Annotated in this window: 13 protein-coding genes; 12 read left to right on the forward strand and 1 reads right to left on the reverse strand. The window is 61.2% G+C overall.

The genetic code is table 11. From position 1 onward, the window contains the following. The first annotated feature begins 213 nt into the window (after positions 1–213). A complete protein-coding gene (locus tag AC57B1_RS32090; protein ID WP_496419738.1) occupies positions 214–1,125 on the forward strand; it encodes a CHAD domain-containing protein in 912 nt (303 codons plus the stop codon). A 345-nt stretch (positions 1,126–1,470) separates the two neighbouring features. Here the strand turns inward: AC57B1_RS32090 and AC57B1_RS32095 are convergent, their stop codons facing one another. Beyond that, on the reverse strand, positions 1,471–1,668 hold the full coding sequence (locus AC57B1_RS32095; protein WP_496419739.1) for a DUF3562 domain-containing protein: 198 nt from the start codon (positions 1,666–1,668) through the stop codon (positions 1,471–1,473). Between the two features lie 396 nt (positions 1,669–2,064). Here AC57B1_RS32095 and AC57B1_RS32100 point away from each other — a divergent pair, with 396 nt between their 5' ends. The 11 genes from AC57B1_RS32100 to AC57B1_RS32150 all read left to right on the forward strand — a co-directional run bounded on the left by AC57B1_RS32100 (position 2,065) and on the right by AC57B1_RS32150 (position 12,562). Next, on the forward strand, positions 2,065–2,496 hold the full coding sequence (locus AC57B1_RS32100; RefSeq protein WP_496419740.1) for a hypothetical protein: 432 nt from the start codon (positions 2,065–2,067) through the stop codon (positions 2,494–2,496). Between the two features lie 69 nt (positions 2,497–2,565). Then, positions 2,566–3,273, forward strand: a complete 708-nt coding sequence (phoU, locus tag AC57B1_RS32105; RefSeq protein WP_496419741.1) for a phosphate signaling complex protein PhoU — start codon at positions 2,566–2,568, stop codon at positions 3,271–3,273. A gap of 919 nt (positions 3,274–4,192) precedes the next feature. Then, on the forward strand, positions 4,193–4,372 hold the full coding sequence (locus tag AC57B1_RS32110; protein WP_266262089.1) for a Flp family type IVb pilin: 180 nt from the start codon (positions 4,193–4,195) through the stop codon (positions 4,370–4,372). Between the two features lie 109 nt (positions 4,373–4,481). Then, entirely contained in the window at positions 4,482–4,982 is a 501-nt protein-coding gene (locus tag AC57B1_RS32115; protein WP_496419742.1) for an A24 family peptidase, read from the forward strand. A gap of 51 nt (positions 4,983–5,033) precedes the next feature. Further along, positions 5,034–6,056 (forward strand): Flp pilus assembly protein CpaB, encoded by a 1,023-nt coding sequence (gene cpaB, locus AC57B1_RS32120; RefSeq protein ID WP_496419743.1) that lies wholly within the window; start codon positions 5,034–5,036, stop codon positions 6,054–6,056. Positions 6,057–6,154: 98 nt separating this feature from the next. Next, a complete protein-coding gene (locus AC57B1_RS32125; protein ID WP_496419790.1) occupies positions 6,155–7,498 on the forward strand; it encodes a type II and III secretion system protein family protein in 1,344 nt (447 codons plus the stop codon). A 13-nt stretch (positions 7,499–7,511) separates the two neighbouring features. Continuing rightward, positions 7,512–7,946 carry a CpaD family pilus assembly lipoprotein gene (locus AC57B1_RS32130; protein ID WP_496419744.1) on the forward strand — a complete coding sequence of 145 codons (435 nt, stop codon included), beginning with the start codon at positions 7,512–7,514 and terminating at the stop codon, positions 7,944–7,946. 14 nt (positions 7,947–7,960) lie between these two features. After that, positions 7,961–9,187 (forward strand): CpaE/TadZ family protein, encoded by a 1,227-nt coding sequence (locus tag AC57B1_RS32135; protein ID WP_496419745.1) that lies wholly within the window; start codon positions 7,961–7,963, stop codon positions 9,185–9,187. Next, positions 9,187–10,635 (forward strand): TadA family conjugal transfer-associated ATPase, encoded by a 1,449-nt coding sequence (locus tag AC57B1_RS32140; RefSeq protein ID WP_496419746.1) that lies wholly within the window; start codon positions 9,187–9,189, stop codon positions 10,633–10,635. The genes AC57B1_RS32135 and AC57B1_RS32140 overlap by 1 nt, the downstream gene beginning before the upstream one ends. Next, the gene (locus AC57B1_RS32145; RefSeq protein ID WP_496419747.1) at positions 10,632–11,618 is read left to right on the forward strand and encodes a type II secretion system F family protein; all 987 of its coding nucleotides are present in this window, start codon (positions 10,632–10,634) and stop codon (positions 11,616–11,618) included. Before AC57B1_RS32140 ends, AC57B1_RS32145 begins: the two co-directional genes overlap by 4 nt. Then, positions 11,615–12,562: a type II secretion system F family protein gene (locus AC57B1_RS32150; RefSeq protein ID WP_496419748.1), complete on the forward strand. Its 948-nt coding sequence runs from the start codon at positions 11,615–11,617 to the stop codon at positions 12,560–12,562. The genes AC57B1_RS32145 and AC57B1_RS32150 overlap by 4 nt, the downstream gene beginning before the upstream one ends. The last annotated feature ends 43 nt before the right edge of the window (positions 12,563–12,605 follow it).

Here is a 12,605-nt window from a genome sequence, read left to right on the forward strand (position 1 = left end):
GGTATTGCCGTTAGGCGTCTATTGGCAGGGCGGGATTTTCCACAATACTCTTGGTGAGCCAAAAGCTCGATTGGCTTTCGGTAATTTATCGTTGTACGATTTAATCGGGCGAGGGAATGCGTCTGAAATAATGGCACGTCGTGGAACTCTCGAGAGGGGCGGTGTCGACCGCTTGCAATTCCTGTTCACAATATGTTCGCAGGTATTACGGAAATGAGTTCCAACACTCCCGTGTCGGCAGCAGCAGGCGCGTGCACACCCGGCCCCGACGACGAGGGCGAAAGAGCGAATCCGATAACCCGGACCATGTCGGCGGCCGACGCGTTTGCATGTCTGGCGACGTCAGTTTCTTCGGATGCAGTGCGGCGCGCTCAGGCATTGGATTTGAAAGCGGACCCGGAAATCCTCCACAAGCTTCGCGTCGCGCTTCGTCGTTTGCGTTCGCTCTGGTGGGCTTACCAACCGCTACTCGACCGGAATGACTCCGAGCTGCAGCGTGGCGAGTTCAAATCGCTGGCCAATGCCGCAGGCAAAACGCGCGACTGGGATGTCCTGCGCGACTTGCTAGCAGCGGACCAGTCGTTGCAGCACGAATTTGCCTCACTTCTCGAATCCGTCGACGAGCATCGTGCCGCCGCGCTGTCGCTCAGTCGAAGCACAATCGGGAACGCCGGCGTCGAGCGGATAATCGAGCGCGCACTGACAGGCGCCCGACACCAGCTGGGTTTGCGTGCCGTCAGTCCCACGATTGACGAGTTTGCGCGGGAACGTTTGGAATCGGCCGAGAAGGCGGTCAGGAAAAGAGTGAAGAGAGTTGCCTTGCATGGAGGGGCAGGCTACGCGGCGCTTCACGACGTACGGATCGCCGGGAAGAAGCTGCGATATCTGCTGGAGTTCTTTTCGCCAGTCCTGGACGGTAGTCATGAGGGTAGCATCTCACGCCTGACGTCCGTACAGGACGAACTTGGCAAGCTCAATGACGTCGTCACAAGCGAGACGCTGCTGCGGGAGTACTCATTCCAGCTCCGCGAGCCGAAGACAGTCGAGGCGGCCTTGCGCTATCTGGAAGAACTGAGAAAGCGCCACATGCGCGCGGCACGTGAAATCCTGCGCGGGACGGGCTAATCGGCCAAGGCAGCCGCTTGCCTTGAGCATTCCGGCGCGAGCGTGATTTTGTCGTCGGATTTTCGCTTCCACTTTCGGCGCGACAGGTCGGTTGACAGCGACCTCGCGAGGATTTCTAGTACCGTTGATGCCGTTCCTCGCACACTTGAGATGCCGTTCTCGTAGTCGACACACCTACCGTATGCCTCATGACGCGATACATGCGGCGATAGAGTGAGCCGCTCAACGGACTGTATTTCTCAACAACAGGCACGCAGCGAATGCAAGGGCAACGAAAGGTTCGCGGGCGCACTCTTATGACGCTGGATACTCCGAAACGATTAAATAAAACTTTGGGGCGGCGGTCTAGCGCCTGTCTTGCGAAATCCCACGAAGATTTTCCCGGACGCGTTTAGCGACGAGGACTGTCAGGTAGTCCAGGACACGCGCCCCGTCACTGTATTGGGCCCACGTCTCAGCGTACATCCTCGATACGGTCTCGGTCGGGGTATTGGTGTCAGAGGCGATTGCCTTGACGACGTCTTCAAAGTTAAGGTCGGCCATTGTGCGCTCCGGGCGTGCGGCAAGAGTCATGGTAGCCAGCTGGAAATCGATTAAACGACGTTGTCGGCCTCCGTGCAAATTGAATCATCCTATGGTTCACGCAAGTCAGTTACCCTCATCTTGTCTGAACATACCCAGCTGTTTTTCGAAAGACGGTGTGCTTACTTCATAGAATCTTTATCGTCAGCGCCTGTTCGATGCGTGGCTAACGCTCGCATTGCACAAATCCAGTCACATCGGCCGCTTGTTGAACTTTCCTGTGTGTTTCCACAGCCTTGCAAACAGGTCTGTGGACAGCTTTCCAGTCGGCGCCTCACGGGGCCGTTCACCATCAAGCCGGAATTGACTTTTAAACGATATATACTGTTTATATCGTTTATTAATCTGGAGACGGCCATGATTGAACCCCGTATCAGGAAGGCGACGAAGAAGGCATTTCACTTTCCGAAGAATGCCAATGGGAGTGCCGTAGTCGAGGAGCGGCAGGCGGTCGCGGTGGACGGCGTCGCCTCCGATGTACGGGCTGCCCCGACGAAAGCGAAGAAACAAAAGCGGGTGGTGCCGGTGGAAGCCACGTCAACTGATGTAGCCGTAGAGGAAAAAGCTAAGCGTGTGAAGAAGCAGAAGGTCGTGCGCGACAGCTTCACAATGCCGACGTCCGACTATGAGAAAATTGCGGCACTGAAACAGAAGTGCCTGGACGCGGGCGTGTCTGTGAAGAAGAGTGAGCTTCTGCGCGCGGGACTGATTCTGCTCGAGGCGGCATCAGCGAAGCGGCTGCTCGCGGCGATTTCGGCTGTCGAAGCGGTCAAAACTGGTCGCACATAACGCGGCGCTTACGCTGTTGTACACGACCAGCGCACGCACGGCATCGCCACTCCTGGTCGAGGACAGAACATGCCAGACAAGCATCTTTCAAGCAGGTTTGATACCGAACTCAATCTGGTCTCGACGAGGCTGCTCGAAATGGGTGGTCTGGTCGAGTCACAGATTGCGCGCGTGCTGGAAGCGTTGAGGACGTTCGACCTGGCACTTCTTGAGCATGTCGGCGACGCTGAGCGCCGGCTCAATCTCATGGAAATAGAAATCGACGACGAAGTCGTCAATATCATTGCCCGTTGGCAGCCGGCGGCATCCGACCTGCGCCTTCTGATGGCGACTTCGAAGTGCGCGGCCAACCTTGAGCGTGTTGGGGACGAGGCACGGAAGATAGCGAAACGCACTCGCCGCGTTGCCATGGACGCCGGCGCGTGGAACCTCAACATCGCTGAAATCAAGACTTCTGGCGAAATGGCCTTACACATGCTCCGTAGAGCACTGGACGCAGTTGCCCGCATGGACGCAACCGCAGCCGCGCAGATTGTCCTCGACGACGAAGCCATCGACGCCGAATTTCGGGCCTTCGTAGTCAAGCTTGTCACGTCCATGAAGCAAGACCCCCGGACAATTCAGACTGGGCTCGACTACCTGTTCATCGCGAAATCCATTGAGCGTATCGGCGACCATGCTACCAACATCGCCGAATCCGTCGTCTATGCCGTTCGTGGCACCGACATTCGCCACGAGCATCGAAAGCAGCGTGGGCGCGAGACCTCCGGCAACTAAGCCGCCGACGGTTACAGTCGTGTTGGATTCGACCTTTACTTTGTCCGGCGTGCGACGCCGAGGTGCGTTGGCGAGGCAATTACAGCTCGCGGAAGCCGCAGTAAAGAAATTGCTGGTGAGCACCCGCTAGCGTTTGATGGTTTTCAATTGTGCTGCTTACCAATTCGAATTCGATGCCGATTTCGTGGGACCGAGACTAATCATCGTATCTTGTCACGTCAAGTCCACTGCATCTGGTTCGTCCGGTTGAGCCGAATGTAGTAGTGACCAGGTGGCCACCGGCTTTCAAGACTCTCGTCAGCAGGCGGATAAATGCGGTCCGCTGTGATGCGTCGGGCAGGCAGTGAAACACGGCGCGTGTCATTCCAGGTGTCATATCCATTCGTGGGCGCTCTCCTGCCGTGATGTCAGCTTCTAACCACGTTATCCGTTCGGCTACGGAACCTAAACGTCTTTCTGTCGCCCGGAGGGCCGCGGCGGACATATCGAGTACCTTCAAGTTTCAGTATCCGCGTTCGAGTAAATCATCGACCAGCGCTGACGCTTCTCCGCCCGCGTCGACGATGGTCGCGTTCCTGTCCGTCGCTGCCTCGGCAATGAGGCTCAGCGATGCCTCAAGATGCTGCATTCCTCCCACTGAGCGTTACTGCGTAAGCCATATTTGTCTGACATGAAAGGTCTTTATAAGGTAAAAACTGGAACTGTTTTACCCCTCTATTCGATGGATCGTAACGCTGCGGCCAGAAATACGATAAGCATCGAGAAAGGGCGTCCACATCGGATCCCGTTCTGTGCGCGATGGGCTCAAGCTTGCCGGCCAATTGCCGTTAGACGGGTTTGGGGGATGAGTCTGTCCTCCTTCGTCGCCAATCCGCGTAGCAAGCCTGTATGCAGGCGTTACCTAACAAGGAGTCTTCTCATGCTGCGTTTTATCCGTTCCCTTTCGCGCGACGAGCGCGGCGTCAGCTCGCTGGAATATGCCGTTCTTGGCGGCATCATCGTCGCTGTGCTGGTCGCGCTTGGTGCGTTCCTGCAAGGTGCCGGCGGCTTTCAGGCTGTGTTCCAGACGCTGATCACAAAGGCAACCCAAGCAATCTAGTGGTCGTGATGCTCCGGCTCACCACGAGCACGTGCGGGCCGGAGACCACCTTGCTCGGCACATTCGGAAAACGATGATAGCGCCCGGTGTAGTGAAAGCAGGTGCCTGCGTGACTCTCATCATGCTCGCAGGCTCCGATCTGCGCATGCGGCGTCTGCCCAATGCCGCCGTGGCCGCGTTTGCCGCCCTGTATTTCGTCAGCGCCGCCATGGCCGGTTTCGGCCGTGCGTCATGGGGCATCCATGTGGCCGCGGGGGGGGCATCGCTTGTCGTGGCTGCATTGATGTTTCGATTGGGTTGGCTCGGCGGCGGCGATGCGAAGCTCACCGCCGCGGTCTTTCTCTGGGCGGGGCCGGAATCCTGGCCGGTGCTGGTGGTCGTTTCGTTGAGCGGATTGCTTGTTGCTCTCGCAGTGCTCGCTGTAGCCGGCATGCAGCGAATTCCCGCCCTCGCGGACATGAGCATGCGGCTTGACTGGATTGCGCCGGAGCGAGGCGTCCCGTACGGCGTCGCGCTCGCGTTGGGCGGCATCGTCGCAGTCTTGCTGCAGCCCACAGCCAGTCTTCGGACGACGCTCGCGCTGTTCCGACTATTCGGTGAATTAACCTAAGGTTATTGCTGCACGGGCTGTGCGCCGCTTGCCTAATACAACGTCGCCTATATGCAAAACTTCATCAAGCTAGCCGCGCTCGTTGTCATCGCCGCAATTGGCGCATTCATCATCCGCGCGCTGTACATTTCGGCATCGAGCCCGCGCGTGGCCCAGCAGTCGTCGATGGTGCACGTGCGCGCAGCAGCCGACGATCTGCCGGACGGCCTGCTGTTGCGCGACGTGGACCTCGTATGGAAGACGATGCCGCGCGACCAGGTCCCGGCGGGTGCGCTCATCGAAGAAGCCTCCAACAGCAGCGATGGAAAAGACCTCAAGGGCGATTTACTGCGGCACGCAGTACGCGCAGGGACGCCGCTTGGCGTTGCCGACGTGATCTTGCCGAGCGCCCCTGGGTTTCTTGCGGCTGCACTCAAGCCTGGTATGCGCGCGATCTCGGTGGCCGTTGACGACGTGTCGGGCAATGCTGGCCTCATTCAGCCTGGCGACTATGTCGACATCTTGCTGACCCAGCAGATGCGGGCGGAAACAGGCGCCAAGGTCGACCCCGCACGCGCGGTTGAATCAGAAACGGTCGCCGAGCGTGTGCGCGTGCTGGCGGTCGGCACAGCGTTTCGTCGTCCAAAGGATGACGACAGCGCCTCGAGCACGAATGCCCCGAGCACGGCCGCTCGCACTGTGACCATCGAAGTCACACCGGCGAGCGCCGAGACGATTACGGTCGCGGCTCACCTCGGCACGCTCTCGCTTGCGCTGCGCAGCTTTGCCACGCGTGACCGGCACACGCCGGACGTCGAAGACGTCGCCATGACGCACAGACGTCCTGTGTGGGCCGGCGATGTCTCGCGCGCATTGCGCGCAGTGAGCGCACCAGCAGAGTCGCTCTCGGCGAAAACGCAGTCTCCGGCGCCGCATGTCGTCATCTACCGTGGCTCGAAAGTGGACCAGGCAGGCGGCGAATTGCCCGGCAGCACGTCGACGGGTGCGCCGGGCGTGCCTCCTCTGCCCAGTGGCTCGCCACCCGCAGCTCCCGCACACGCTGACTCAGCTTCCGCCATTTCCGCAGGATCATAGGACGACACATGTTCAGCCTCACACACGGCAAGCCGTTTTCACTCTGCGCGTGGCTTTACGCAGGCGGCCGTCCTGCCGTCACCGGCATTGGCACCGTGATGGTAGTCATTGCTACGCTCTGCGGCCCAGGTACGGGGGCGGCATGGGCGAGCGAGGCAGCTGATGTGCTGACAGTTGCGGCAGGCAGCGGCACGTTGATCCAACTGCCGCAGCCCGCCGTTGCCGTGTTCGTCGCCGACCCAAGCGTTGCCGATGTCCATGTGCCGACGCCGCGCTCGGTGTTCGTGCTCGGCAAGAAGTCCGGCACGACCACACTCTTCGCACTTGGGACGAACAATCGGGAAATTCTCCGAAAGACGATCAGTGTGTCGACGGATACGGCTTCGATTCAACGTCTTATCGACGCGCGCTTCCCCAAATTCGCGGTCACCGTGTCGGGCGCGCCCGGCTCATTGATGGTAACTGGCGCGGTACCAAGCGCGGCGGATGCCGATGCCATTGTGCAAACGCTGCAACCGTATCTTCACGCCAACGAGCAACTCGTGAACCGTCTTTCGATTGCACACCCGATCCAGGTCCTGCTGCGCGTGCGCATCACCGAAGTAGATCGCAACATTACGCAGCAACTGGGCATCAACTGGAATGCCATTGGAGCGAGCGGCAACTTCTTCGGTGGGTTGTTCAACGGTCGCGCCATTTTTGATGCGACGACGAATCTCTTCAACCTGCCGTCCGGCGGTGCGTTCTCGGTGGTGGGCGGTTTCAAAGCGGGCCGCACGACGATCGAAGGGGTCCTCGACGCGCTCGACCAGGAAGGTTTGCTGACGATGCTGGCCGAACCGAACCTGACCGCGATGTCGGGTCAGACAGCGAGCTTCCTCGCAGGTGGTGAGCTGCCGATACCCGTGCCCCAGAGCGGCACGACGAGCACGATCACAATCGAGTACAAGCCCTACGGTGTCGCGCTGAACTTCACGCCGACCGTGCTCGCCGACAACCGTATTAGCCTCACCGTACGGCCTGAAGTCAGCCAGATCGATCCGAGTAATAGCATCACGCTCAACTCGATCGTGGTCCCGGCGCTGACCGTGCGCCGCATGGAAACCACTGTCGAGCTGTCAGGGGGGCAGAGCTTCGCAATCGGCGGACTCCTGCAGAGTTCGACGAGCGACGTGCTCTCCGAGCTTCCCGGGCTCGGCGGGTTGCCCGTTCTCGGCAAGCTGTTCTCGTCGACGAAATACCAGAACAACAAATCGGAGCTGGTCGTAATCGTGACACCGTATATCGTCGGTCCGACTGGGCCGGGCCGGCTGCGCGGTGCGCTGGACGATGTCATCACCCCTAGCAGTGACATCGAATTTGCCGTGCGCCAGTCGCTTCCGATCGACCCGCTCGCGGGCAATTCGCCTCGCCTCATTGGCGCTGCGGGCTTTGTCTATTGATATGGAGACCATAATGAATACTCGGCTCTCCCTCATTGCCACCATTCTCGCCGGTGTAGCGAGCGCCAGCCTCACGTCGTGCATGTCGGCGCGACCGCCGCTCGGCATGCCAGATCCATCGGTGATTGGCTTTACGCCCGGGGACAGTGGACGCGCGACGCCGCCGGCGTGCGGAACGCTTACACAGCGTTCCGGCATGAGCGATGCGGGTCAAGCGCGGCCCGGCGTGGCGTTCGGCTGCGCGACGTACTCGAACCTAGCCGCGATGCTCGCGCGGCCAGCCGACCTCGTGGCGCCCATGCCCTACGCGGGCGCGGACGCGCCGCTCGCCGCGAGCGCGGTACGGCGCTACCAGGAAGACCGGGCGAAACCGTTGAGCTCGGATTATTCGAGTTCTTCGTCATCTTCGTCGAACTCGACGACGGGATCGTCGTCGGGATCTCGTTAGCGGAGAGTGTACACATGGGCGTTTTCGAATCGAACATCCTCAAACGCCGGGCACAACCGTCCGGTGCCGAGAAACTCATCGCCGTCGTCTCCGACGCGCAAAGCATCGAGGTCGTCAAGAGCGTCGTCGTCGATCAGGGCATCGCTACCTCGCACGTCACGCTTGGTTCGCTTGACGATGCGATCGGGATCATGACTTCACTGAAGGAGTCGCCGCGCCACCTGATCGTCGATGTGACGGGATCGACGATGCCGATTTCCGATCTCACACGGCTCGCCGAGGTCGTCGACCCTTCGGTTGCGGTCATCGTCATTGGTGAGCGCAACGACGTCGGGCTGTTTCGCAGCCTGCTGCATATCGGCGTGCAGGACTATCTCGTCAAGCCACTCACCGCGGAACTCGTCCGGCGCGCGCTGACTGCCACCGACGATGGCACGTCGGCACGCACGGGCAAGGTGCTCGCGTTCGTTGGCGCACGAGGCGGCGTCGGCGTCACGACAATTGCCACCGCACTTGCTTCTCATCTTGCCGACACGACGCGGCGCCGGATCGCTTATGTCGATCTCGACCCGTACGGCGGCGCGGCCGCATCGATGCTCGGCGTCGCCGCCAACAACGGGCTTATTGAATTGCTGCAGAACCCGCAGCGGCTCGACCAGCAATTAATCAATCAGGCTTTCATTGCCCAGAGCGATCGTCTTCTCTTGCTTGCGGCGGAGCTCCCGTACAACCAGGAGTTCGCCTTCCGCACGGGCGCGCTGAGCGAGCTTGTGACAATGCTCAAGCATCATTTCCACTACATCATGCTCGATCTGCCTGGGCGCGCGGGCAGGATCGTCGAGGAAGCGCTCGATAGTAGCTCGACAGTCCACGTCGTCGCCGACTTCTCCGTTCATTCGGCTCGCGAAGCTGCGCGGCTTTGCCGTTTCACACAGACCCTCGACACAGCACCCGCCATCACGGTGCTGCTCAACGAAGCACAACAGCCTGTTTCCGGGCGCGTTCGCGCAGACGACTTCGTCAACGCGCTCGCACGCGGGACCGTGCATTCGCTGCCCTACGAGCCGCAGAGTCTGGCCCTCGCTGAGAACCTCGGCGAAGCTGGCATGCTTGCCCACGCAAATCGTTCGCCCTTCGCAGCGGCCATCGTGTCGCTGGCCAATGCGATCACGGGCAGCGACACGGCAGTGGCCACCGAGCCGTGGTACAAGCGTCTGTTGCCCACGCGGAAGGTGAGCTGATGTTCGGCCGCCGCAATCTCCTCTCGGCGAGCCCGGCGCTCGCCCATCACCATGAGCCTCGAGAATCCGAGGCGGTCGCCGGCTCCGCGGCCGCCGAGCCGGAATCGAGCAGGCGCGAGACGCCGCTGGCCTCGTTGAGCGCTACACCCGCAGCAATGAGCCACTCCGCCGCGGATCGCAGCGAAGCGCTGATCCGCTCCGAGACGTTCAGGGCGATCCGTTCGGCCGTCTTTGCGTCGATGAACATGTCGGCGGCCCTCATGATGTCGCGCAGCGAGGTACGCACGGGAATCGAGCAGATCGCAGCCGAGACGACCACTCGCGAGCGTTTGTCGCTGACGCTGGCCGAGCAGACGCTCGTTGTCGATGAGATTCTCAATGACATGTTCGGCATCGGACCAATCGAGCCCTTGCTCGCGGACGAACGCGTCACCGATATTCTCGTGAACGGACCGGATCAGGTCTACGTCGAGCGCGGCGGCCGACTTGAACTGACGGCGCTCAAATTCCGCGACAACGCGCACGTCATCAACGTGGCGCAGCGCATCGCGGCGGCAATCGGGCGGCGTGTCGACGAAAGCAGCCCGATGGTCGATGCACGTCTTGCCGACGGCAGCCGCGTGAACGTCGTGCTGCCGCCGATCGCGCTGCGCGGCGCATCGATCTCGATCCGAAAGTTCGCCAAACGCAACATCACACTCGGCCGGATGGCGCAGCAGGGCAATATCTCCACGCAGATGGTGGACGTACTGCGCATCGCAACCGCGTCCCGCCTGAACGTCGTCATCTCCGGCGGCACGGGCTCCGGCAAGACAACACTGCTCAATGCGCTCTCCCGTTTCATCGACGAAACCGAGCGCGTCGTCACGATCGAGGATGCCGCTGAGCTGCAGCTGCAACAGCCGCATGTCGTCAGCCTCGAGACGCGCTCCGAAAACAGCGAAGGCCTCGGTGGAATCTCTCAACGGGACCTCGTTCGCAACGCGCTGCGTATGCGCCCGGACCGGCTCATCCTCGGCGAGACGCGCGGGACGGAAGCATTCGACGTACTGCAGGCGATGAATACGGGCCACGACGGTTCGATGACGACGGTCCATGCAAACGCGCCGCGCGATGCGATCACGCGGCTCGAGAGCATGGTGATGATGGCCAACGGTAATTTGCCGCTGATGTCGATCCGGCGGCAGATTGCCAGCGCTGTCCATCTGATCGTGCAAATCGAACGCATGCGCGACGGCGTGCGGCGCGTGACTCATGTGACCGAGATCGCGGGCATGGAAGGCGACGTCGTCATCACCCAGGATCTGTTCAAGTTCCGCTACAACGGAACCGCTTACGAAGAGCAGGTACGGGGCACGTTCGAATGCTCATCGCTGCGTCCAGTGTTCGCCCAGCGCGCCGCGTACTATGGCCTCGAAGAGGCGCTGCTAACAGCGATGCAATCATGAGACCTGCGGACGTTATCGGTCTGGGCACCTTCTTCGCCTTCATTGTCGGGGGGCTCATCGTGCACGCGTTGCGCGGCATCGCGCGCCAGCAGGCGGGTACGCGCATCCGCGCGCGTGTGGCCGGGGTGCGCGACGAAAGTAAGGCCGCCCTCGCCGAGCGTGACGGGAGTCTTCAGGAGCAACTGCTGCACCCCAAGCGCAGCCTCGCCGACCAGGACGCGCTCTTCGCCGTCGTCTTGGCCTGGCATGAACGCGTATGCACCGTCAGCGGCCCGGGCGGTGTTCGCGCGATTTATCTCATCGCTTTCGCTGCACTCATTGCATCGGTGATCGCCACTGCTTTCGTTCCTGTGGGGCCCGTGCTGCGCGTGCTAGCCTGCATTGTCATTCCCGTTCTCGTTGTGCGTTGGGCCTATAGCTGGCAGATCGCGCGTTTCAGGAACCGCTTTCTCGCCGTTTTTCCCGATACTATCGACCTCATCATCCGCGCGGTGCGCGCCGGCATCCCCGTTGTGCAGGCGATCTGCGTCGCCGGAGTCGAAAGCGAGGAGCCGGTGCGCACGACATTTCGCACCATGGGCGATGCACTGCTCGTGGGCGCCGACCTGAAGGAGGTGCTCGAACAGGCAGCGGCGCGTCTGCGACTCGCCGACTTCTCGTTCTTTTCGGTCTGCCTCGTCCTGCAGCGCGAGACGGGCGGCAATCTCGGCGATACGCTCGAGAACCTCGCGGGCATAGTGCGCATGCGGCGGGATATCCGCGCAAAGAGCAAGGCGCTCACGGCGGAAGGGCGGCTGGCCAGCAAGATGATCGCAGCCGTTCCGTTCGCGCTCATGGGCTTTATCTATATCGCCAATCGGCCGTATCTCGACACGCTCACCCATACCCGGGCCGGACACAAAATTCTCGCCCTCGCCGCAGTGCTGCTCACGATCGGGCTGTGGTCGATCAACAAGATTTCGAACCTGGACACCTCGCGATGATGAACGCCGACTTCTGGCGCAATGCCGCCTTGCTCGTCCTGCTCGCAGGCTTCACGCTGTGGCTGGTCCTGCGCGACAGGAGCCACCGCGCGCGTATTGCCCAGCGCACGCGGCAAAGCGTGGCGCGCGTGGGCGTCGACAACAACGCAATGGCCGACGCAGCGAAACGCATGCCGCAGCGCTTCGCCAAACGGATCGCCGCGCTCGGTGAACGGCTACCTGTCGTGCAGGCCGAAGACCGCGCCAAAGTGGCCGTGCGGCTTGCCAGCGCGGGATTTCGCGATCGGCGCGCGATCGCTGTCATGTCGGGGCTCAAGATTGTTGTAGGAGCCTGTCTCGCGCTCGGCGCCATCGCCCTCGGCGGTCATCTGCCCAAAGTCGGCCAGAACTTTACGATTCGCGCGCTCCTGATGGCGGGCGCATTCGTTATCGGCATGATGTTGCCGGAATACGCGCTCGCATTCTTCATCCGGCATCGTCGCAAGGCGATCGCCGCCGCATTGCCCGACGCGCTCGACCTGCTGGTAGTCTGCACCAACGCAGGCAATAGTCTCGTCGTTGCCATCAAGCGCGTGGCGCGCGAGCTGCGCGTTATCTGCCCGCCGCTTGCCGATGAGTTCACGGTGACCGCGGACGAACTCAGTATCGGCAACGACACAGCACAGGCACTCAGCGCGATGTCCGCTCGAGTGGGGCTGTCCACGATGCGCGCACTGGTGACCACACTGGTGCAGTCGCAAAAGTACGGCACGCCGGTTACTCAATCGCTGCGCACCCTGTCGCGTACCGAACGGGCCATGCAGATGGTCGCGCTCGAGGAAAAGGCCGCGAAGCTCGCGCCGAAAATGACGCTGCCGATGATGATCTTCATCATGCCGACCGTCTCACTCATCGCTGCGGGGCCGGCCGTTATTCGACTCATTGCCGTATTTCGCGGCCATTGAGCGCTGCAAGGTTTCTGGAGCTTAAATTGAACTCATCCCATCC

The sequence above is a fragment of the Paraburkholderia sp. BGA-UO-ETr-F21 genome (genome assembly GCF_059567925.1).

Coding starts and splice junctions, on each gene's coding strand:
- AC57B1_RS32090 (WP_496419738.1), top strand. CDS start 214: ATGAGTTCCAACACTCCCGTGTCGGCAGCAGCAGGCGCGTGCACACCC.
- AC57B1_RS32095 (WP_496419739.1), bottom strand. CDS start 1,668: ATGGCCGACCTTAACTTTGAAGACGTCGTCAAGGCAATCGCCTCTGAC.
- AC57B1_RS32100 (WP_496419740.1), top strand. CDS start 2,065: ATGATTGAACCCCGTATCAGGAAGGCGACGAAGAAGGCATTTCACTTT.
- phoU (WP_496419741.1), top strand. CDS start 2,566: ATGCCAGACAAGCATCTTTCAAGCAGGTTTGATACCGAACTCAATCTG.
- AC57B1_RS32110 (WP_266262089.1), top strand. CDS start 4,193: ATGCTGCGTTTTATCCGTTCCCTTTCGCGCGACGAGCGCGGCGTCAGC.
- cpaB (WP_496419743.1), top strand. CDS start 5,034: ATGCAAAACTTCATCAAGCTAGCCGCGCTCGTTGTCATCGCCGCAATT.
- AC57B1_RS32125 (WP_496419790.1), top strand. CDS start 6,155: ATGGTAGTCATTGCTACGCTCTGCGGCCCAGGTACGGGGGCGGCATGG.
- AC57B1_RS32130 (WP_496419744.1), top strand. CDS start 7,512: ATGAATACTCGGCTCTCCCTCATTGCCACCATTCTCGCCGGTGTAGCG.
- AC57B1_RS32135 (WP_496419745.1), top strand. CDS start 7,961: ATGGGCGTTTTCGAATCGAACATCCTCAAACGCCGGGCACAACCGTCC.
- AC57B1_RS32140 (WP_496419746.1), top strand. CDS start 9,187: ATGTTCGGCCGCCGCAATCTCCTCTCGGCGAGCCCGGCGCTCGCCCAT.
- AC57B1_RS32145 (WP_496419747.1), top strand. CDS start 10,632: ATGAGACCTGCGGACGTTATCGGTCTGGGCACCTTCTTCGCCTTCATT.
- AC57B1_RS32150 (WP_496419748.1), top strand. CDS start 11,615: ATGATGAACGCCGACTTCTGGCGCAATGCCGCCTTGCTCGTCCTGCTC.